The organism is Paenibacillus tyrphae, from assembly GCF_027925525.1.
Lineage (GTDB): Bacteria > Bacillota > Bacilli > Paenibacillales > NBRC-103111 > Paenibacillus_G > Paenibacillus_G tyrfis_B.
The window spans coordinates 66,929-86,962 of record NZ_BSDJ01000015.1; the positions used below are offsets into that span (position 1 = coordinate 66,929).

The 20,034-nt window shown below is 46.8% G+C and carries 21 protein-coding genes; 5 read left to right on the top strand and 16 right to left on the bottom strand.

What is annotated here, in order from left to right:
- The first annotated feature begins 614 nt into the window (after nt 1–614).
- The gene (locus QMG93_RS19065; RefSeq protein ID WP_281939189.1) at nt 615–1,763 is read left to right on the top strand and encodes a response regulator; all 1,149 of its coding nucleotides are present in this window, start codon (nt 615–617) and stop codon (nt 1,761–1,763) included.
- Nucleotides 1,764–1,837: 74 nt separating this feature from the next.
- Here QMG93_RS19065 and QMG93_RS19070 read toward each other — a convergent pair whose 3' ends face one another.
- The 7 genes from QMG93_RS19070 to QMG93_RS19100 form a co-directional block, all read right to left on the bottom strand.
- A complete protein-coding gene (locus QMG93_RS19070) occupies nt 1,838–3,235 on the bottom strand; it encodes an SMI1/KNR4 family protein (RefSeq protein WP_281939192.1) in 1,398 nt (465 codons plus the stop codon).
- A 58-nt stretch (nt 3,236–3,293) separates the two neighbouring features.
- The gene (locus QMG93_RS19075; protein ID WP_281939194.1) at nt 3,294–4,091 is read right to left on the bottom strand and encodes a hypothetical protein; all 798 of its coding nucleotides are present in this window, start codon (nt 4,089–4,091) and stop codon (nt 3,294–3,296) included.
- On the bottom strand, nt 4,084–4,419 hold the full coding sequence (locus QMG93_RS19080; RefSeq protein WP_281939196.1) for a DUF2834 domain-containing protein: 336 nt from the start codon (nt 4,417–4,419) through the stop codon (nt 4,084–4,086). Before QMG93_RS19080 ends, QMG93_RS19075 begins: the two co-directional genes overlap by 8 nt.
- A 49-nt stretch (nt 4,420–4,468) precedes the next feature.
- On the bottom strand, nt 4,469–5,320 hold the full coding sequence (locus QMG93_RS19085) for a DMT family transporter (RefSeq protein WP_281939198.1): 852 nt from the start codon (nt 5,318–5,320) through the stop codon (nt 4,469–4,471).
- Nucleotides 5,310–5,735: an NUDIX domain-containing protein gene (locus QMG93_RS19090; protein ID WP_281939200.1), complete on the bottom strand. Its 426-nt coding sequence runs from the start codon at nt 5,733–5,735 to the stop codon at nt 5,310–5,312. Before QMG93_RS19090 ends, QMG93_RS19085 begins: the two co-directional genes overlap by 11 nt.
- Nucleotides 5,736–5,780: 45 nt before the next feature.
- A complete protein-coding gene (locus QMG93_RS19095; protein ID WP_281939202.1) occupies nt 5,781–6,470 on the bottom strand; it encodes a class I SAM-dependent methyltransferase in 690 nt (229 codons plus the stop codon).
- A 232-nt stretch (nt 6,471–6,702) separates the two neighbouring features.
- Nucleotides 6,703–7,071 carry a winged helix-turn-helix transcriptional regulator gene (locus QMG93_RS19100; RefSeq protein ID WP_281939204.1) on the bottom strand — a complete coding sequence of 123 codons (369 nt, stop codon included), beginning with the start codon at nt 7,069–7,071 and terminating at the stop codon, nt 6,703–6,705.
- A 149-nt stretch (nt 7,072–7,220) separates the two neighbouring features.
- On the opposite strand from QMG93_RS19100, the gene QMG93_RS19105 reads away from it, so the two are divergent.
- Nucleotides 7,221–8,240, top strand: a complete 1,020-nt coding sequence (locus QMG93_RS19105) for a zinc-binding alcohol dehydrogenase family protein (RefSeq protein WP_281939338.1) — start codon at nt 7,221–7,223, stop codon at nt 8,238–8,240.
- Nucleotides 8,241–8,480: 240 nt separating this feature from the next.
- Nucleotides 8,481–8,933: an NUDIX hydrolase gene (locus QMG93_RS19110; RefSeq protein ID WP_281939206.1), complete on the top strand. Its 453-nt coding sequence runs from the start codon at nt 8,481–8,483 to the stop codon at nt 8,931–8,933.
- A gap of 167 nt (nt 8,934–9,100) precedes the next feature.
- Here the strand turns inward: QMG93_RS19110 and QMG93_RS19115 are convergent, their stop codons facing one another.
- From QMG93_RS19115 to QMG93_RS19125, 3 genes are all read right to left on the bottom strand, one after another.
- Nucleotides 9,101–10,018: a DMT family transporter gene (locus QMG93_RS19115; protein ID WP_281939207.1), complete on the bottom strand. Its 918-nt coding sequence runs from the start codon at nt 10,016–10,018 to the stop codon at nt 9,101–9,103.
- 62 nt (nt 10,019–10,080) lie between these two features.
- A complete protein-coding gene (locus QMG93_RS19120; protein ID WP_281939209.1) occupies nt 10,081–10,401 on the bottom strand; it encodes an ArsR/SmtB family transcription factor in 321 nt (106 codons plus the stop codon).
- A 91-nt stretch (nt 10,402–10,492) separates the two neighbouring features.
- Complete coding sequence (locus QMG93_RS19125; protein WP_281939212.1) at nt 10,493–11,209, bottom strand: MerR family DNA-binding transcriptional regulator; 717 nt, start codon at nt 11,207–11,209, stop codon at nt 10,493–10,495.
- Nucleotides 11,210–11,363: 154 nt separating this feature from the next.
- On the opposite strand from QMG93_RS19125, the gene QMG93_RS19130 reads away from it, so the two are divergent.
- Nucleotides 11,364–12,230 (top strand): alpha/beta fold hydrolase, encoded by an 867-nt coding sequence (locus QMG93_RS19130; RefSeq protein ID WP_281939214.1) that lies wholly within the window; start codon nt 11,364–11,366, stop codon nt 12,228–12,230.
- Nucleotides 12,231–12,329: 99 nt separating this feature from the next.
- Here QMG93_RS19130 and ahpF read toward each other — a convergent pair whose 3' ends face one another.
- The 6 genes from ahpF to QMG93_RS19160 form a co-directional block, all read right to left on the bottom strand.
- Entirely contained in the window at nt 12,330–13,859 is a 1,530-nt protein-coding gene (gene ahpF, locus QMG93_RS19135) for an alkyl hydroperoxide reductase subunit F (protein WP_281939216.1), read from the bottom strand.
- Nucleotides 13,860–13,872: 13 nt separating this feature from the next.
- Complete coding sequence (gene ahpC, locus QMG93_RS19140) at nt 13,873–14,436, bottom strand: alkyl hydroperoxide reductase subunit C (protein ID WP_036692003.1); 564 nt, start codon at nt 14,434–14,436, stop codon at nt 13,873–13,875.
- Nucleotides 14,437–14,629: 193 nt separating this feature from the next.
- Entirely contained in the window at nt 14,630–15,637 is a 1,008-nt protein-coding gene (locus QMG93_RS19145) for an ABC transporter substrate-binding protein (RefSeq protein WP_281939219.1), read from the bottom strand.
- A gap of 226 nt (nt 15,638–15,863) precedes the next feature.
- Nucleotides 15,864–17,360: a malate:quinone oxidoreductase gene (locus QMG93_RS19150; RefSeq protein ID WP_281939222.1), complete on the bottom strand. Its 1,497-nt coding sequence runs from the start codon at nt 17,358–17,360 to the stop codon at nt 15,864–15,866.
- Between the two features lie 335 nt (nt 17,361–17,695).
- The gene (locus QMG93_RS19155; protein WP_281939223.1) at nt 17,696–18,577 is read right to left on the bottom strand and encodes a hypothetical protein; all 882 of its coding nucleotides are present in this window, start codon (nt 18,575–18,577) and stop codon (nt 17,696–17,698) included.
- A 60-nt stretch (nt 18,578–18,637) separates the two neighbouring features.
- Nucleotides 18,638–19,216: a TMEM175 family protein gene (locus tag QMG93_RS19160; RefSeq protein WP_281939340.1), complete on the bottom strand. Its 579-nt coding sequence runs from the start codon at nt 19,214–19,216 to the stop codon at nt 18,638–18,640.
- Between the two features lie 191 nt (nt 19,217–19,407).
- Between QMG93_RS19160 and QMG93_RS19165 the strand changes: the two genes are divergently transcribed.
- Entirely contained in the window at nt 19,408–19,998 is a 591-nt protein-coding gene (locus QMG93_RS19165) for a TetR/AcrR family transcriptional regulator (RefSeq protein ID WP_281939225.1), read from the top strand.
- Nucleotides 19,999–20,034 lie beyond the last annotated feature (36 nt).

Genomic DNA, 20,034 nt, shown 5'->3' on the forward strand with positions numbered 1-20,034 from the left:
CTGCTCTTACTTCTAATGGATGAAAAGGGATCATCGTCAATACCATGATGATTGCCATTAGCAAAGATAACATTCTTCGATTTGTTAATTTCATCTTTTGTTCATTCCTGCTGGCGAAAGCATATAGAAATTCTATATTCGCAGATTTCTTTCTATTCAGCAGGTATTCTCCCTTCTTTTTATAATTTGTCGACTACTTCTAACTCGAGCGCCTCTGCTTTCGCTTGAGTTATTTTATTTCTTCGTCTGCAGTCTGGAACGGATGTTGTACCCTGCATGCAATTCAACAAGAAAAGCCATTTGCTGAGCCTGCCTTTCGACCGTAGTCTTGTAATTACTCACCTCCAAACAGGGTGCATCTTGTCATTCACCTCATTGAATCCGGTGAGTTTCACCATTCAGATCAAATTTGTCCTGCCGTCTGCATCAGCCCGGAATTGCGCATACGGCTTGGAAAGTTCACCGATGCAAACGTTATTTCAAGAGCTATCTACTAGTTTACCAACCCAACATAAACAAAACCTAGACAACGTCTGTTCAATATATTCGCATGAATGCCGATATAAGAATTGTGAAAGCCATTACAAGCATCAACTGTCAAGGAGGACGCTCCTGTGAAAGCCATACTGGTTGACGATGAACATTTAGCATTAATAGGACTTAAAAAAGCGATTGAGCGTGAAGCAAACGAAGTCGAGATCGTTGCTACCTATTCCGATTCCACCCAGGTCATGGCAGGCGTATTGGCTCATCGCCCCGATGTTGTGTTTCTTGATATCCATATGCCGGATATTAACGGCCTAAATCTGGGGAAGCTGATCCAGGCGACCGTTCCCGGTACCGAAATCGTATTTGTGACCGGTTACGATCAATATGCCGTGCAGGCTTTCGAGCTTTACGCCTTGGATTATATTATGAAGCCGCTACAAAAGGAGCGTCTGCGCCAAACGATTCTGCGGATAAAAGAGAAATTGGCTATCAGAGGCACCAGGAAAACACAGGACGCGACTTCCCCCATGATTTGCTGCTTTAATCAGCTTCAGTTTAAGCTGCCCGGCATGGACGCCCAGAACGTGAAATGGCGTACAAGCAAGGCGCAAGAATTGTTTGCCTATTTGCTCCATCATCGGGACCGGACCATCAGTCGAAGCGTTTTGCTTGAACTGCTATGGCCAGAGCTGGAAGAGGCTAAGGCATCACAGCATCTCTATACAACGATTTATCATGTACGCCAAACCTTGAAAAACTCGGGAATGGACACAATTCGCATAAATAGCGGCAATTTGGAGGCAGGGTACAAGCTTGACATCGGGGAAGCTCAGGTAGACACGGAGGAATGGGAATACGCCATGAGACAATTGGGTGTCTTGGATGCAGGTACAGTTGACGCCTATGAGCATGTGTTGAATTTGTACAAGGGGGACTATCTGGGAAAATACGATTACCTCTGGGCCGAACATGAACGGGAACGGTTTCGATTGCTGTGGTTATACCATATGCGAAAGTTATGTGAGTTCTACGAGCAGCAAAAAAAGCCGAAAAAAGCCATTCAAGTCCATCTCCGTATTCAACAATTGCTTTCGGACGAGGAGGAAAGCTATTTCTCGCTGATGAAGCTTTATGATTGGATTGGCGACAGGATCGGGGTGGAAGAGCAATATTTGCTCTTGAGAACGAAAATGGAACGGGATCTGGAGATGCCGATTCGTCCTGACATTACAGATTGGTATACACGTTGGAAGTTCGTGAGCCTTACTTCCTGAACCAGCCACTTCGAACTTCGTATGGAAGCCCCCCGGCGCCGCGTAGGTTTCGGTCCGGTGGGCTTTGATGAATTTTAAGTCGCGGAAGCGAATGCTTTCAGCTTTTCCAGCAATTGCTTCGTTGCCGCATCCTTGAACGTAAGCGTATCGCTTGTCCTGCCAATCATGCCTTGCCGGATTCGATCGTCCAGCCAGTCCGTAATAAAGCCTGGAGCATACCCACCCGTGCTAAACGATCCGCCGAAAGCAATGATTTTCTCATAGACCTTCAGATACTGTTCACGATTGGTCTGGGGGTAAGACTTGGTGTACAGCCAAAATTGCAGGTCATACATCAACGTAGAGAGCTCGTCCGCATGGAAAGCAAAGTACCCCTTTTCCTCTACAATTCGGGTACAAATCGCACGGATGATCTCCTCCATGTTGTCAACCTCGGTGACGCGGGCACACAGCTCCGAAAGCAGCGGGGAAAATTCTTCATGGGCCACCTTCCGCAAGTCCTCATACTTCCCTTCCTCCGAGGTATCATAGACATCGTGATGCACCAAGCTGCGGACAAAGACCTCGAAGTTTTCAGCCAAAAACGTAATTTCATAATCGCATTCCTGATCGACGTGGACCACCTCAGGCTCGCCATGCCTGCCGCATTTCCGATAATCCAGCATTACGACATCGTGACCTGCCGAAGGGCAATCGCAAATGACCACGCCAATATCGGGATAGCCCCATTCTTCAATCATAAACTTACTGCCAAATTCCGCGCAGAGCGAATAGGGCTTTTCACGCCCGATCCCCATGATCCCCGTAATCGCAATATGGTCTTCCGCCCAAGATGTTTCTTCCTCTGTAGGGAAGCAAGTGTTGACTGGCACACCGCCGTTATGCAATTTCATCATTGCAATGTAAGAGGCCGGCAATGTATAACCGAGCTCTTGTTCGATCGAAGCAATAAGCTCATCCGTAGGCGGCTCACTGACATATTGTTTTAACGCGTAGTCGCTATCGTCCCAAAAGCTCGTCAAGTCAAACTCTTCAAAGGGGATTTTTCCCGCCCCGTGCTTTCTTCTTTGCTCCTTCCGGGCCTGTAGGGCCAGCGACTGCTTGCGTTTGCGGTTCATTACGGCAAGACCATGACGGCTCTCTACTAAAAACGACAGCGTGGCCTGGTCCTTGGGGGCCAGTTGATCCGCGATTTCAAATTCTCTTACAGCGTTCTCGTATTGTTCCAGATAGTAGTAGGCATAGCCTGCGCGGAAATGCCACAGAGGGTCGTTCTCACCTTGTTTCTCAATGGTCAAAAGCTGCTGCAGCGCTTCCTCGTAACGTTCCAGATTGTTCATGGCTCTCGCCAAATGACTGATGCAATCATAATCGCGGTCCTGTTCGGGAATTTCCAGAATCCGAGCGATGATTTGCTCAAATTCATCTTCTTCATGCCAGAGGTTTAGCTGCTCTAATAGGTTTTTATCCATACTCTGCCTCTTTTCGTTAGTAAGGTACATGCCCTACAGGTACCAATTGAAAATAAACCTACAGAAACGCACCGAAGTAAAATTCCAGCGCCTCCCGGGAGTACCGGTCACTTCCCTGCCACCCCGCAACGGAGTTAAAATCATGACTCCCTCCCCGCAGCTTGCGGGGCGTATCCTGCTGGGCCAGCAATCCGGCATATCCCCATACTTCCATCGTTACATCCCGCTCCTGCTTGCTCGAAGGAAACGCATCCTTCCAGCGCTTCTCCAACTGCCGGGCGCCTTCATGCTCCGCACAGTCCTGAATCGCTTCGGTCATTTGGTTGAGCATGGCAGCATCCTCACCGGTAACCTCGAACGCTTCCTCTTCCTTGCTGAACAATTCGAGATCCAGCCAGCAATACAGAAGCTGGTTCAAGCGGACGCCTCCCCATTTGACCCGCTCGAAATTCAGCACGTTCAAATCCGCATTCACATAATCCCGGTCCGACATTAACCCATGGAAATTGCAATCCCCGCAGCTGCTGTAATTCGACCGCACCGCACTCCGCTGTCCATAGGTATGCAGAGGCAATCGGGAAGTCAAGGCCCAACTCGACAGGGCGCTCCGCAGATAAACTTTTTTCGTAGACAGACTGTGCAGGAACGCAGCAGCTACCCGTTCCTTGGTTATCGTCTGATGCAATGCACGCAGCCGTTCGACCAATTGATCATGCGTAATCGTAATGGGATCGAACATCAGCCCTTTGCTTTTAGCATACAGGAAATCCTCGCCGGCAAAGGTATACGGCCGATTCTTCCAACCGCCGGATGACCAGAAGGTGTTCATGAGTATTTTTTTCGCTTTTTTATCCACGTTTTTTCTCCAGATGAATTTCTCGTTGTAATAAAAACAAGGGAAGTCCCAACGAAACGCCCACGGTTACTGTCCCAACGATCGGTACCCATAACCATTTCATTCCTTGGCGACCCCCTTCATATACGATGAAGGCGATTAAGACCGCTGCCGAAACCGCGACATCCAGCCATGCGAATGCGCCGATACGTGTCTGACTTGCTTCTCCTAACAATAAAGATAGGTTAGGACCATGCTCGCTAACCCATGGTATAAACTGGCAATAGGGCAGTATGGTTCCGAGCAAAGCTAAAATACCGTACACGTATTTCAACCGCTTCACCTCCATGTCAGATATGAGTTCTCCCATATCATAGCACATTTTGGAAAAGCATTGGCTACTCTTGCTTCAGATTCAACCAGATGACCGAAACGACAATCATCACGCTGCCTGCGATAAATTTGGCCGTAATCTCAATCGGGAAAAAGGGATACGAATACAAGAACACAATGACAGGATTCAGCGACCGGATCAGATTGGCTACCGAGAATTTGATGTATTTGATGCTTTCATAGAACAAGATAATGCCTAGAAAGCCACTGCAAAATGCCGCAATCACAATAAAAAGCAAGCTTTCTCCGGCAAAAAAAACTGTGTAATCTCCCCGAGTCATCCAGATAAACGCGCCGATCAACAAGGTAGAAATGATCTGGTTATAAAACAAAATCACGGAGGAATCGATCCGATCCACCAGCTTCTTCGCCAGCAAATTGGTTAACGCAAACAAAAACGTATACAGCAGCCCCAGCATAATTCCCATCATATTATTGTTCGACGATCCCGTGTTCACGACCAGAAAGGAACCTAAGATACAGATGACGATCGGAACATAGCTCGACGATTTAATTTTTTCACGGAGGATGAATACGGCCAAAGCCAGCGAAAAAATAATATAAAACCGGCCGATTAAGCCAAAAGCGATCGGTCCCAGCATAAATAAGCTGAAATATTGGCACACGACGCCGATGGAGTTGGTAACCCCCAGCAGATAGATTCTTTTGTCGTTAACGAATGTCAGGCTTTTTTTTCTAATCCCTAAAAACAACAAGCAGAATAAAGCGGAAAACAGACTGCTGTAAAAGCTGGCAACCATCGGGTCGATCGACGACAGAGAGAACATATTGGTCAGCGGCGAGAGGCTCATCACCAGAACGGAAGCAACGCTGAGTAAAACGCCTTTAACTTTCATAACCATGTTCCTTGATGTGGCTGAAGATCGATTTGTAAATTCCGTCCGTAAACGACAATTCCTCTTCGCTTGGCAGCGTTGCCGATAATCGGACTTCCGTCGTTTCGGAGAATGCGGGAATCTCCTCGAAATACAAGACTTCCGCGGCGGAAATAATCACATTCTCATGGTTGGCCAATGTATAGTAGCCTACAACCTGTATATTTTCGATCACGGCTCCGGCTTCTTCCCAAGCCTCCCTTTTGGCAACCTCCAGAATCGTTTCGCCGTCCTCCTTTTTCCCCCCTGTAAATTCCCACTTTCTTTTTTTGTTCTTCACGAAAACAAATTGATCTTTATAAAGTAAAACAACCAAAACATATTGATAGCTCTCAGGACATTGGTTGTAGTGGATTTCCATATTATCGATCATCATGACCTTCACCTTCTTATCGTTTTTAAGCGAGCATCAAGCGTTTCTCTATTGCTTTTTCTTCAGGTGAAGAAATAAATATCTGCCGCTCTGTTTATTGAATTTGTGAATCACATTATCCAGCAAGGTCCAGACGCCCTTATCTCCGACGCACGGAACGACTTTGCAGCACAGCACATCAAATTTGCCGTCCAGAAATTGATAGATTTCCTTTACGGACATCTCCTTCTGAAAGCCATAGTTCCAGAGGTTTAGCTTCTCATACCATTGACGCTGCCACTTAAAAATCGAATTCGCATGGGACCAGACCATGATAGCTTCCCCGGAGCTTTCCAAATGGTCGAACAACGTCTGTAAGCCTTTCTCATAATTGCGAACATGCTCCAGCACGCTGAACGCCATAATAAAATCATGTTGTTCGGCAGGATCTGTCATCGGAGCGTTCAAGTCGTGCTGCTTAAAGCTGACATGGCTGTAATTCGCCAGATTTTCTTTGGACTTGAGCAGCGCATCTTCCGAATAATCGTATAATTTCACACTTTCAATACTGGGGTACCGGTTGATCAATTCCAACGTCATATAGCCCCCGCCCGCCCCGAAATCTCCGACTTTTTTATATTTATGAAAGTTGACTCCCAAGCTTTCATATATATTAAATTTCTTCAGCGCCTTGTTGTTCCTTACTTTCTCCAATGCGTAGTTATCTTTTTTCCATACGGCGTTCCACACCTTTTCCATACTTGGAATCACCCTCCAATTTTTTCTATCTGCATTATAGCCTTAGCCATGGAAGGTGTATATAGCAAATGTAGTAGATTTATGTCAATTTTGCAATTTTATGCTCTTTTTCATTTATTAGTTAAAACATAGTTTATTTTAAGTGAATTATTTTGAATAAGGCGCGGTCTGAGAAAAAGAAAAAGGGTGCTCCTCCATAGGAAGCACCCCATCACAGTTCGGTTACATCACCTCATAAGTCCAATTGTTCAGCCGCATTCATCTCCAAATGATGACTTGAATTTACTCTTTCCTCGTATTGATCTCCCCATTCCTTCATTAACAAAATAATCGGTTCCAGCGTTCTCCCAAACTCGGTTAACGAATACTCCACCTTAGGCGGTACTTGATTATATGTCTTTCGTGTAACAATACCTTCTCGTTCAAGATCTCTCAATTGGAGCGTAAGGGTATGATGAGTGACTTGGGGGTATATCCGTCGAAGCTCATTGAATCGCTTTGTCCCGCTCAGCAGATGATAAATAATGACTCCCTTCCATTTTCCGCCGATAACACCCAAGGTTGTTTCAACCGGACATTTTTTTATTGAAGGATTTAACATGTAGAAACATCCCTTCTAGGTATGGTTTCTGATACTTAATATTATTTATTTGCGTACTTTTAGTATATTACTTATTAAAATATAATGAAATGGCTGACAGCAATTAATATGTGAAGGGATGATAGAATTTGAGTACAAAGCCAGAAACGATGAAAGCAGTCGGTTATTATAAGTATCTGCCAATTGAACATCCGGAGAGTCTGTTAGATCTTGAAGTGCCCAAGCCTTCCCCGAAAGGACGCGATATTCTCGTTGAAGTAAAAGCCATCTCGGTCAACCCAGCCGATCCGATCGTACGCGCCTACGATAATAAAGTTGGAGAGCCTCCGTATATCCTTGGTTGGGATGTAGCTGGAGTCGTCGAGCAAGTCGGACCGGAATGCACGCTTTTTCGGCCGGGCGATGAGGTATTTTATGCAGGGAGCCTTATTCGGCCAGGAGGCAACAGCAAATTTCATGTGGTGGACGAGCAGATCGTTGGGAGAAAGCCGTCGACACTGGATTTTGCCAATGCCGCATCCTTGCCGTTAACAACGATTACGGCTTGGGAGAGTCTTTTTGATCGGCTTCTCATTTCCCAGTCTCCTGAAGCAAACCGGAACAAATCGATTCTGATGATCGGCGCCGCGGGAGGCGTAGGCTCCATCGCCTTGCAGCTTGCCAAACTGGCTGGACTTACCGTCATCGGAACGGCTTCCCGACCTGAATCGGTTCAATGGGTGAAGGAGCTGGGAGCAGATTTTGTGATTAATCATTATGAGCCCTTCCTCCCGCAATTGCAGATAATTGGCTTCGACCATGTCGACTATATCTTTTGCATGAACAATACGGATCAACATTGGAATAACATGACAGAAGTTATCGCTCCGCAAGGGAAAATCTGTCTCATCGTGGAAAATGAAGCACCCATTGCACTAGGCTTGTTGAAGAGCAAGAGCGTTACGGTGGTCTGGGAGACGATGTTTACGAGATCGACTTTTCAGACCGAGGACATCGAAGAACAGCATCGTTTGTTGAATCGGTTAGCGGAGCTTGTCGATGAGGGAAAAATCCGCACCGCGGTTACTGAGCGGATGTCGCCAATTAACGCTGCGAACTTGAAACTGGCTCATGCCAAGATCGAATCTGGACAAGCCATCGGCAAAATCGTCTTGGAGCATTTCAGTTAAGCGATCTGGGCCAACATGGCGACTTGGACAATCTCCATCGGCCGCCATGTTGGTTAACTTTGTAAAATCCCCAAACTAGAATACCGATACGGCAAGTTGAATGGGGGGAGTAATTTTAGGGAAAAATTCAATGCGTTTTGCCGACTGTAATAATCACGGGAGATTTCAACGACAGAGAAGGTATCAATGAATATAAATCGAATGGATTATATTATCTGGACAGCGGAGGGTCGTACGCATATGGTTAGAGTTGATGTTGTTTATGCACTTCTTATAAACGAGGATCAAGACAAGGTGTTAATTGTTGAAAATATTGACCACTCTACTTGGTCGTTACCTGGTGGCGCAGTGGAGAGTGGCGAATCCTGGTCCGCAGCCGCAATTAGGGAAGCAAAGGAAGAAGCCGGAATTGATATTGAATTACTTGGTATATGCGCAGTAAATGAGTGTATTTTTGAAGATAAAGGTGAACATGTCGTATTTGTAACCTTTAAAGCAAAAACCAAAAATACAGACATAATGATTACGCGGCCGCATGAAATAGCCGAGGTAAGATGGGTTAGTTTTGAAGAGGCTGATCAAAAAATGCCTTATTATAAAAATGGTATTGGGAGGCTAATAGAATCAGATGTAATCCCTTACGATTTTCAGGGGAAACAAACGATAAAATCCTACAATTCTTCGTCCAACTAACGGTAACGTAGAGGACTGGAAGGCCAAAGCATCGCTGTATTAAGCTATATAGATCCTGTGGCTTCCTTATTGATCTCCGCATTTGTTATCGGTGAAAGGATGAACTTAGTTCAAATGGCACTTTAGCGGTCGTCAGCTTTTTTTAGCAAAAGCACCCTTGTCCGCCTCTACGATCTCCCAGCTCTTCCGATCGTCGCCAAGCCAACTCCAGCCAACACCATGACCATTCCGAGTACTTGCTGCCATGTCATCATTGTGTCATATAGCACGACAGAGAACAAGGTCGTCACAATGGGCGTCAGATTCAGGTAAATGCTGGCCCGGCTCGCCCCAATCTGTTCAACCCCTTTATTAAAGATGACATAGCCGATCAGCGTCCCGAATAGGACCATATATAGCATTTCCAGCCACCCTTGATAGGACAGATAAGGAACCTTTCCCCATCCCCCTTCAACCAATGAGCTGCCCCCAAGAAACACGGAGCCGCTGAAAGTCATCAGGGTCGTTGCCAATAGCGGGGATACCTCCTTCATGACTGCTTTTCCAAGCAAACCATACATAACGCCACAAGCCAACGCGGCAAAAAACAAGAGGTCCCCTACATTAAAAGATAGGGTACTCATCGTATGGAAAGACCCTTTCGTAATGACAACGACCACGCCAACCAGCGATAAAACCAAGCTGAGTCCTGTCCTCCCGCTCCACGCTTCCTTCAAGAAGAACACAGCCCCTACCGTAACAAAAACAGGCATGGTTGCGATGATCAACGACCCATTAATCGCGGACGTATATTTCAGCCCCAAGAAAAATAAAGCATTATAGCCAAAAATACCGGTCAACGATACAAAAAGCAGCCCCTTCCATCTTTGCTTCAACACGGACATGTTCCATTCCGATTTCAAAGTGACGATCAACATTAACAGCAAGCCGGCGAGAGCAAAACGAAGGGTCGCGGCGACAAGCGGCGGAATCTCCGACACGACATGTTCCGCCATCGAGAAAGATCCACCCCAGAATAAAGGTACAGCCAGCATCAGCCAATAAATGCCCTTCCACGGTTTACTGCTATTGTTCCTCATAACCATCCATCCTTCTGATACTTTATTGTTTATATGTTTAAAAATTTAAACATATACTCCAAAAAAAATTATATCCCTGCTTCAATCGCCTTAATGAGGTTTTTAAGTCTGACCAGGAATTCACCCGAGCTTATCGAATAAAACTTCTCATTCCCATTCCTGTCGAAGGTAATCAAGCCGGCTTGTCGCAATATTTTCAGGTGATGCGAAACGGCCGGTCTGGAGATTTCCATCTTATCGGTGATTTGATTTACGTTCAAGCTGCCGTGCTCCAGCAAGAGCATAATGATATGCTGCCGATTCTCATCGCCTAAGGCTTGAAAAATCGACGTCGTTAATTGGAATGTTTCCAACACACGCTCTCTGTTTTGACAATTTGAAGCTTCCATCACAATCACCCTTGTATGTTTAAGCTTTTAAACATATTTATTATGGCCCCAGGCGCTTACTTTGTCAAATGAAATCCATCTAGGCTATCCGCTAACACCCGTCTTCTATTTTGTAAAAATCGATATAGTTCATGATTTCCGCGATTCCCGCGAATTTCATAGTAAGCTGCTGGTTTAATTTTTGCAGCGCAAGCTGAAACGATCGATCGATTTTGGAATAACTGTGCACGTCCAAATCATTTAGAAGCTGCTTCATATTTTCAATATAATAGACGGTTCTTCTTAGGCTGCTTATGACCAATATTTTTCTTAATTCAGGCACGGTAAAGATCCTGTATCCATTGTCTTTATCTCTTTCGGAGCGAATTAACCCCTCTTTCTCCCAATGTCTAATCGCAGAAGTGTTTACCCCGGCAATTTCCGCTACTTTTCCAATGGACATTGCATTCGTTATTTTCACATTTCTATATGTAGTAAAATCAGCGTTTTTGATCATAGCCAGTATTTCTTCCACTCGTTGCTTTTCTTCTTGAATCTGGTGCAACTCATGATTCACTAACCAAAGGGCATGAATCCTATCTCCATTCTTAATTTTTCTCATGACATCATAAACAACGGGGATATCATATCCCATCAATAAGGATCGAATCGTCCTAAAAGCTTGGTAATGAATGGGCCTGTAAGTTCGATGGTTTCCTGTAGTTCGCGGCACATCAGGAAGTAATCCTTGCTCTTCATATCTCCTCAACGTGGTCGTGCTGACGTTTAGTGCATTCGCAATTTGTGTAGGCGTATAGTTTTTTTGCACCTTCCCACTCCTTATCCTTGAAGTGAAACCTTCAAGTGCTAAGTTAACCTAAAAATATCAAATGAGTACATTCCTTGGCTGTTTCATCATGCGAAACCGAAAGATTGCATGAATGTTGTATGGTAGTAGTATAAACCGCTTAGGAGTGAAGATCATGAAAAAAATCGTTGAATTACATGACGGCTCAACATTGGAGGCCGGGTTAACCGGAAATCCTTACGGTAAGGTCATTATGCTGCCGGTAGCGAAAAAATCCGTTTATGGCCAAGAAGCTGATAACTTGAAAATGTGGGGTGTAGACCCTGAATTAGGGAAACATTTTGTCGAAGGACTTTCCGACACGTTTCAAGTTTTGTATTTTGATTATGAAGGCCATCTATTTGAACATCCCCAACCGGACAGTCTCACACCTGAGAATATGGCACAAGATCTCCTGCACATCGCGGATGAAATGAAGGTCGGGAAATTTAGTTATTACGGTTACTCCTGGTTGGCTTTGGTCGGATTGCAATTGGCGATCAGAACCAACCGGCTGGAAAGCCTGATTATGGGCGGATACCCGCCGTATGAAGGACCCTATAAAGAAATGATGACCGTCACGGAAAAAGCTTACGAGCAAGCAATGAATCATCAAAACATCCCTGAATATCCACACGAAGAACCTGCCAGCCCTGAGGCAATCGACTGGAATAACATCCGGGTGAAAATCGATCCCAATCAAACGAAGCAATTTTTCACGATGTATCAAAGCTTAATGGATTTTGACGATAAAGAAATTCAAGATCGATTGAACTTCCCTAAACTGGCTTTCGCAGGTGAAAAAGATACCATTGTGTATGGCGAGAATTTTGGAAGCGTCACGGTGGATATTATCGGTTTGTTGCAAAAAAATGAGAAACAATTAACATCCTTCGACTGGGACGTAGAAATCTTAAAAGGAAACGACATGAATCATACCAAAGCCATGCAGCCTGCCTGCGTCTTGCCCTTGATCAAACCGTGGTTAATAAGGCATTCTTGACATTAGGCAATGACCTCATATCCGAATCCCTTGTTTATATTATAAACCTACATCAAAAAGCCCCTAAAATAGGGGCTTTTCTTGGTATACGCAAAATTATTAATTTCGAATGAGATAATCGAATGCACCTAAGGCTGCGTTTGCGCCCGATCCCATGGAAATGATGATCTGCTTATAAGGACTATTGGTGCAGTCGCCTGCTGCAAACACACCGGGGACGTTCGTAGCGCCATGACGGTCTACGACGATCTCACCGAAGCGTGTGCGCTCAACCGTATCCGCTAACCAATCGGTATTGGGAACAAGTCCAATCTGAACAAACACGCCCTGCAATTCGACATGATGCTCCTCGCCCGAATCGCGGTCGACGTAGGAGATGCCGTTGACTTTGTCCGTGCCGGTAATCTCTTTCGTTTGAACGTTCTTGAGCACCGTCACGTTCGGGAGGCTGTACAGTCTCTTCTGCAGGACAGCATCGGCTTTCAGCTCGGGCATGAACTCCAGCACCGTCACGTGCTTCACGATACCTGCAAGATCGATGGCCGCCTCGATGCCGGAATTGCCGCCGCCGATCACAGCTACGTCTTTCCCTGTAAACAAGGGCCCGTCACAGTGAGGGCAGTAGGCTACGCCTTTGTTCTTGAATTCCGCTTCGCCGGGAACGCCCACATTACGCCAACGCGCACCGGTGGAGACAATGACGGTCTTGCTCTTTAACACAGCCCCGTTTTCGAGTTCGATTTCGACGAGATCCTTCTTCTCCAAACGCTTAGCGAGCTGAAGCTTCATCACGTCGATGCCGTATTCTTTGACATGCTCCTCAAGGCTCGCCACAAGCTTGGGACCTTCGGTATATTTGACGCTGATGAAGTTCTCGATGCCCATCGTATCCATGACCTGACCGCCGAAGCGTTCGGCGACAATCCCGGTACGAATGCCTTTGCGTGCCGCATAGATCGCCGCGCTAGCGCCAGCGGGACCCCCGCCGACGACAAGCACGTCGTACGGTTCCTTGTTCGCAAATTCCGATGCGTCGGGAGCCGTCCCCAGCTTGGCAAGGATCTCCTCAAGCGACATGCGGCCGCTGCCGAAAAATTCGCCATTGAGGTAAACGGATGGCACGGCCATAACGTTTTTGCTCTCGACCTCGGCTTTGTACGCCGCACCGTCGATCATCGTATGCGAGATGCTGGGGTTTAGGACGCTCATAACATTCAGTGCCTGTACGACATCGGGACAGTTATGACAGCTCAGGCTGACGTAAGTCTCGAAGCGGTATTCGCCGCGGATGTTCTTGACCTGATCGATGAGGTGCTGTTCCACCTTGGGCGGCCTTCCGCTTGCTTGCAGCAGCGCAAGGACCAAGGAAGTGAACTCATGTCCTAAAGGGATGCCGGCAAAAGCAATCCCCGTGTCTTCCCCCGCACGGTTCACATGGAAGCTCGGCGTTCGGGACAATTCGGTTCTTTCCACCGTGATTTTGGAGGATAAGCTGGCGATTTCATCCACCAGCTCCAGCATTTCATGGGATACGGCATCGGACCCCGCACTCACTTGGATCTGCACATCGCCTTCCATGAGCTGCAGGTATTGACTTAGTTGTTCTCTAATATCTGCGTCCAGTGCCATAAGTTTTCACTCCTTAGATCTTTCCGACAAGATCAAGGCTCGGCTTCAGCGTTGCGGAACCTTCTTGCCATTTCGCAGGGCACACTTCGCCCGGATTGTTGCGAACATATTGAGCAGCTTTGATCTTGTTCACCAGAATGCTTGCATCGCGGCCGATGCCGCCTGCATTGATTTCAACAGCTTGGATCACGCCGTCCGGATCGATAATGAACGTGCCACGATCCGCCAGGCCGTCAGCTTCGATCAGCACGTCGAAGTTGCGGGAGATCGTGTGCGAAGGATCGCCGATCATGATATACGTGATTTTACCGATTGTCTCGGAGCTATCGTGCCATGCTTTATGCGTAAAGTGAGTATCTGTGGAAACGGAATATACTTCAACGCCGAGGCCTTTCAACGTTTCGTATTGGTTTTGCAGATCTTCAAGCTCCGTCGGGCATACGAACGTGAAGTCGGCCGGGTAGAAGCAAACGACGCTCCATTTTCCTTTGAAGTCAGCTTCCGTTACATCGATAAACTTGCCGTTGTGATAAGCCGATGCTTTGAATGGTTTTACTTCTGTTCCGATAAGAGACATATTGATTTTTCCTCCTTGGATTTGGGTTGAATTTTCGCTTATGTATAAATAATACCATAGACCGTCGTTTTGATCATGAAGCTACAATGAGGATATTATGAAGGTATGATGAAGATCGTGAGGCTAGACCTGCGCCCTTCGGCAGAACCGGAAAAAGGAGATGTAACTGGTCCTGTTGAATAGCGGTCATGGCTTACTTGTTTTTTTCCTTCAAAATACTCTCCAGCACGTTGTCGATCATCTGGCGATTCGCAATGGCACCTGTATACAGCCAGCTTGAGGTACGATCATATTCGAATACGCGCCCGTTTTTGACTGCAGGAATACCGGCCCAAACCGGATCCTTTAGTATCTGCTCTTTCGTTACGCCCTTGCTGTTCACAATAAACAGATAGTCAATGTTCATTTGAGCAAGCTTCTCCATCGTAATGGGATTCCAATTGGCTTTAGCCGTTTCGGAAATTTCCTTAATTTCTTCCGGCACGGTTAGCCCCAGGTCCCGGTACAGAACGTCGCCGCTGGACAGATGCTCGTTAGGCACATATACCGTTTTCTCGGTTACCCAGAGAACAGCCACGGATTTGTTTCCGATGGCCTGCTTTAATTTCTCCTTGGCTTCCTTCACCTTCACATCGTAATTCTCCAAAACCTTCTTAGCTTCCTCGCTTTTATTCAACACCTCGGCCACAGTCATGAATTCCTGCCGCCAGTCATTGTTGACTCCGTTCCCCACGGTGAATGTCGGAGCAATCTTGGCATATTGGGCGTATTTGTCCCCAGCTACCTGCTCCGCACTATCCATGAGGATTAAGTCCGGAGCAAAGCTCATGACCGATTCAAAGGGAAGATCGCTTGGAATGGTCGGAATCCCGTAAAGCTCCTTCTGGAGGTAGCTTTGCACCGATTTTCCGTTGCCGATGGACCATTGGGCGACCGGCTTCACCCCAAGAGCAACCAGATGATCCTCCAAATAGGATGCGACAATCCTCTGGGGGTTAGACGGTATTTTCACTTCGTGCCCCAACGCATCCTTCAGCACACGCTCAGCGGCGGGCTTCACTGTTGAAGAATCATCCGGAGAGGATGCTGACGGAGAAGTGCTGGAGACTGCGCCGTGATCCGTTGTGTTTGAGCATCCGCTTCCCGCTATTACAGCTCCTAACAGCAGTCCTACCCATGGATATGTACGTTTCCAGTTCATAGGATGCCCTCCCTCCGTTTATTTATGATGGATGTTGCCGCAAACAGCTTCAACCGAACAATAGATTGATCAGCAATCTAATTGATAACTATAATCATTATCAATTAGCCTGTCAAATGGATTGTCCGTTGACCCGTTACGAAGGATTGCAGGCAAAACTAAACGGCCTCCGTCCCAGGGAATTTCAGGACGAAGGCCGCTTAACTTATTTTATCGTTTATATCGTCTATGCGGGCTGCAGTTCGTTGGTTAAACCAAGTGTCCGCCCTGTTGAAGTATGAATTTCTTCGATAAGCTCCGGGTGTTTCAATAAAGACACGCCATAAGAAGGAATCATTTCTTTGATTTTCGGTTCCCACGCTTTTAATTGCTGCGGGAAGCATCGCTTTACTAACTCAAGCATAACGGAAACAGCAGTCGAAGCGCCCGGAGAAGCGCCGAGCAGTGCAGCGATCGAGCCATCGGCGGCACTAATCACTTCCGTACCGAATTGAAGCGTTCCTTTACCGGCAGCCGTATCTTTAATAACTTGCACACGTTGGCCCGCGACCACGATATCCCAATCCTCGCTTTTGGCGTTCGGGATAAACTCACGTAACTCTTCCATGCGCTGTTCTTTCGATAACATCACTTGCTGGATCAGGTATTTCGTCAATGGAACGTTTTTGGCACCTGCCGCCAACATCGTGAAGACATTATTCGGCTTTACGGAACCTATCAAATCAAACATGGAGCCGGTTTTCAAAAACTTGGGCGAGAAGCCGGCAAACGGTCCAAAGAGCAATGATTTTTTGTTGTCGATAAATCTGGTGTCAAGATGCGGAACAGACATCGGAGGAGCGCCAACCTTAGCCTTACCGTATACTTTGGCATGATGCTGCTCCACAACATCCGGATTGTTACATACCATAAACAGTCCGCTTACCGGGAATCCTCCAATATGTTTCCCTTCGGGAATACCCGATTTTTGCAGCAAAGGCAAGCTGCCTCCACCGCCGCCGATAAAGACGAATTTCGCCGTATGGCGTTCGACGGTACCGTTATCGACATTGCGCACTTTCAATTCCCACGAGCCGTCGCTGGCACGTTTAATATCATCTACACTATGCTTGAATTTGATATCGACGTTCTTGCTCTTTAAGTGATCAAACAGCATACGCGTTAAAGCACCAAAGTTGACATCCGTTCCGGATTCGATTCTTGTGGCCGCCATAGGTTCATTCGTGGTCCGGCCTTGCATAATCAGCGGAATCCATTCCATCAGCTTGCCCGGGTCATCGGAAAATTCCATGCCTTGGAACAGAGGATTGTCTGACAGCGCTTCAAAACGTTTTTTCAAGAACGTTACATTTTCTTCCCCTTGTACCAAACTCAAATGAGGCAAGGGCATGATAAAGTCCTGCGGATTGCGAATCAGATTGCTTTTTACAAGATAAGACCAAAACTGCTTGGAAACCTGATACTCTTCGTTAATTTTGATGGCTTTGCTAATATCTATCGATCCGTCCTGTTTTTCGACGGTGTAGTTAAGCTCGCACAGTGCAGCATGCCCCGTTCCCGCATTATTCCATTCGTTAGAGCTTTCCTCTCCTGCGGTTGCGAGCTTCTCAAAAACTGTAATGTTCCAGTCCGGTACTAATTCCTTCAGCAGCGTTCCTAAAGTCGCACTCATGATTCCAGCACCAATTAAGATAACGTCTGTTTTGGTTTGTCTGTTACTCATTTTAACCGTCCTTACGCGCTATTATTTGAAGAAAAGATGTGGCACTCTTGCTTTAGGCTACACAGCAAGCTAGGGCGCGACCTAGTCACACCCTTTTCTGGATCAATTATAACCTGTCATTCTTAAATCAAGATTAATATATCTACTATTATATGATAGTTGCCTGCTATTTAAAAGCCGGAAAATTCAAGTGATTGCAGTTAAGAAGTGAGAAATCTCCCATAAAACCCTAGGAATACACAAAAAACCAAAGCCTTACCCCCGCTGATTGCCAGGGTCATGGCTTTGGTTTGCTGTTTCGGGCGCCGATCTCCATGCTGATTTGGGATGCATCGCTACGCCTGATTCCCTTTTTCCGCATAATGGTTCTTGAGCGGTTCATACCACCAGTCGAGAAACTGCCCCCATCCCTGTTCCGCCAGACTGTCGTCCAGTATTTGGAACCCTTTCTCAAAATCCTCTTCGGCCGGTAATCGGGTGAGACCGTAATCGTTGTTATATTCATAAGCGCGAGTTTCAATGATCAGGCTCCGTATCGCTTGAAAATGCGGATTGGCCATTACCGTCTGGGCGCTGTAGCCGTCCTGCGGCATGCCGCTCTCCGTTTGCCAGACCTTATCCATCGCATTCAAGATCACATAGGCAGCCATGAGAGGATACCAGATGCTGATCAGAAACTTCTCATTCTGCTTGCGCGCTTCCGACAGCGTCATGCTGATGATCTCCTCCAAAGGAATATCCCGAGGCGGTTCCGCGTCTTTGCCGGTCAATTTGCCAGCGTCCACGAACATCTGCCAAAGCCCGCTGCCCGCATCAAAATAGATCATGCCGACATTCCGCAGATGCTCCGGTATTTGGTCCAAATATTGCCCTCCCCAAGCTTCCATCGGATGGCAGTAGGTGCCTACTTCACGATTGGTCTCCCAGTCCCACTCGCGGTCGGGATGACGCAGCAGAGACTTTTGTTTTCTCAGCCCGTCAAAGTACGCCTGATGCCGCTCGTACTCGGGGTGCTCCGTTACCGGAAACGCATAGGTATACCTGTGCTTCACTAAAGGCGCGAGAACGTGAAAATGTTGAAACGAAGCGTCCCATCTTCCTACAAAACGAGCCAGGGAATCGTAAATGGAGCGCATATCCAAAGCCGCGCTGAGAGGACTTTCATCCAATACAAGAACAACGCCATCGACGGCGCCTTCAATTTCGTGCATACCCATCTATGCTTCCAACCTTTCTATTGGTAAGTTCTACGGAACCAATTCCCGGACTCCTCTCGCTTACTGGCCTCTCAGAGCATGCTCGATTCGCTTATCCGGCACGAACCAGATGACGGCAACGAGTACGAAAAAGAAGCACGATATCCAAGGACTCACATAGGCGGTGAATACCGCGATCAAATAGAGAAAAGGAGATAATTTGACCTTCCAATCCTTGCCCATCGATACGACGAAGGAGGAATCGCCGGAATGCTGTTTAATAATCGCGAGCTGAAGCAGCCGGTACGAGAGCGCCGATAGTAGTAGAATAATGCCGTACAGCGCCGTTGGAGTAGGTGCAAAATGGCTTTCCCCCATCCAAGCCGTCGTGAACGGTATAAGGGATAGCCAGAAAAGAAGCAGCAGGTTAAGCCACATCAACCGCCCGTGCACCGTTCGAACCATGTGCAGCAGGTGATGATGATTATTCCAGTAAATGCCGATATATACGAAACTGAAGATGTAGCTGAGAATTTTCGGGCCAAGTCCGATTAGCGCATACCAATCATGGCCTTCCGGCAATTTGAATTCCAGCACCATGATTGTAATGATAATCGCCAACACGCCATCGCTGAACGCTTCCATCCGGTTCGCTTTCATAAGGTTCACCTTTCTCGCTTCTCGCGTTCGTTTAGCCTTTTGACACCTGTAACTTTGCATAAAACAGTATATCTTGTCAAGCTAAACTTGCACGTAATCGAACAGTATCCGCTCCAAGCTTATATTTGACAGGTCAGTACAAAATTATTATGATGTTTTTATTAGAGCGTGCAAGAAGGGAGTGGGGTGAAGTGAGTAAAAGCGGAAGACCACGAGAATTTAAAGATACTGCCGTGATCGACGCGGCTATGGAATCATTCTGGGCAAATGGCTACGAAGCTTGCTCGACAGAGGATCTGTGCAAACAAACCGGTCTTGGAAGAGGAAGCTTATACAATGCCTACGGAAGCAAGCACGAGCTTTATGAACAAGCCCTCTTGCGTTACCATGAGACCGGCATCCAGGCCCAGATTGAGATCCTTAACCGGCAAGGACCTGTAAAAGACCGGCTTCGTGCTTTGCTCGATTGGGCGATCCAAGAGGACTTTTCAAACGAGAATCGAAGAGGCTGTCTATTGATCAATGCTGCCATGGAGCGCGCACAAAGAGATCCGGCGGTCGAACGCCTATTTAAGCGTCACGTGGATTTGCTGGAGCAGGCTCTGCAACAGGCGATTGAGACAGGACAGATGTCGGGAGAAATCTCGCAGACACATCAGGCTTCGGATTTAGCCCACCTTTTTCTAAGCAATTATTATGGACTCCGGGTACTCAATGCCGCTGCTCAGAATCGTGAAAGGGCCGTTCAGATGGCCAAAGCAACGTTGGAAGTCTTGTTCTAGCGTTGCGCTTTTTTATGGCTAATTTTGTACTAACCA

What these genes read in the sequence shown, in the direction of transcription:
- QMG93_RS19115 (WP_281939207.1), bottom strand. Translation starts at nt 10,018, where the DNA reads ATGGTTATGAGGAACAATAGCAGTAAACCGTGGAAGGGCATTTATTGG.
- QMG93_RS19160 (WP_281939340.1), bottom strand. Translation starts at nt 19,216, where the DNA reads ATGAAAGCGAACCGGATGGAAGCGTTCAGCGATGGCGTGTTGGCGATT.
- QMG93_RS19070 (WP_281939192.1), bottom strand. Translation starts at nt 3,235, where the DNA reads ATGGATAAAAACCTATTAGAGCAGCTAAACCTCTGGCATGAAGAAGAT.
- QMG93_RS19105 (WP_281939338.1), top strand. Translation starts at nt 7,221, where the DNA reads ATGAAAGCAGTCGGTTATTATAAGTATCTGCCAATTGAACATCCGGAG.
- ahpF (WP_281939216.1), bottom strand. Translation starts at nt 13,859, where the DNA reads ATGGCACTGGACGCAGATATTAGAGAACAACTAAGTCAATACCTGCAG.
- QMG93_RS19110 (WP_281939206.1), top strand. Translation starts at nt 8,481, where the DNA reads ATGGTTAGAGTTGATGTTGTTTATGCACTTCTTATAAACGAGGATCAA.
- QMG93_RS19100 (WP_281939204.1), bottom strand. Translation starts at nt 7,071, where the DNA reads ATGTTAAATCCTTCAATAAAAAAATGTCCGGTTGAAACAACCTTGGGT.
- QMG93_RS19090 (WP_281939200.1), bottom strand. Translation starts at nt 5,735, where the DNA reads ATGATGATCGATAATATGGAAATCCACTACAACCAATGTCCTGAGAGC.
- QMG93_RS19120 (WP_281939209.1), bottom strand. Translation starts at nt 10,401, where the DNA reads ATGGAAGCTTCAAATTGTCAAAACAGAGAGCGTGTGTTGGAAACATTC.
- QMG93_RS19085 (WP_281939198.1), bottom strand. Translation starts at nt 5,320, where the DNA reads ATGAAAGTTAAAGGCGTTTTACTCAGCGTTGCTTCCGTTCTGGTGATG.
- QMG93_RS19155 (WP_281939223.1), bottom strand. Translation starts at nt 18,577, where the DNA reads ATGGGTATGCACGAAATTGAAGGCGCCGTCGATGGCGTTGTTCTTGTA.
- QMG93_RS19145 (WP_281939219.1), bottom strand. Translation starts at nt 15,637, where the DNA reads ATGAACTGGAAACGTACATATCCATGGGTAGGACTGCTGTTAGGAGCT.
- ahpC (WP_036692003.1), bottom strand. Translation starts at nt 14,436, where the DNA reads ATGTCTCTTATCGGAACAGAAGTAAAACCATTCAAAGCATCGGCTTAT.
- QMG93_RS19095 (WP_281939202.1), bottom strand. Translation starts at nt 6,470, where the DNA reads ATGGAAAAGGTGTGGAACGCCGTATGGAAAAAAGATAACTACGCATTG.
- QMG93_RS19080 (WP_281939196.1), bottom strand. Translation starts at nt 4,419, where the DNA reads ATGGAGGTGAAGCGGTTGAAATACGTGTACGGTATTTTAGCTTTGCTC.
- QMG93_RS19150 (WP_281939222.1), bottom strand. Translation starts at nt 17,360, where the DNA reads ATGAGTAACAGACAAACCAAAACAGACGTTATCTTAATTGGTGCTGGA.
- QMG93_RS19130 (WP_281939214.1), top strand. Translation starts at nt 11,364, where the DNA reads ATGAAAAAAATCGTTGAATTACATGACGGCTCAACATTGGAGGCCGGG.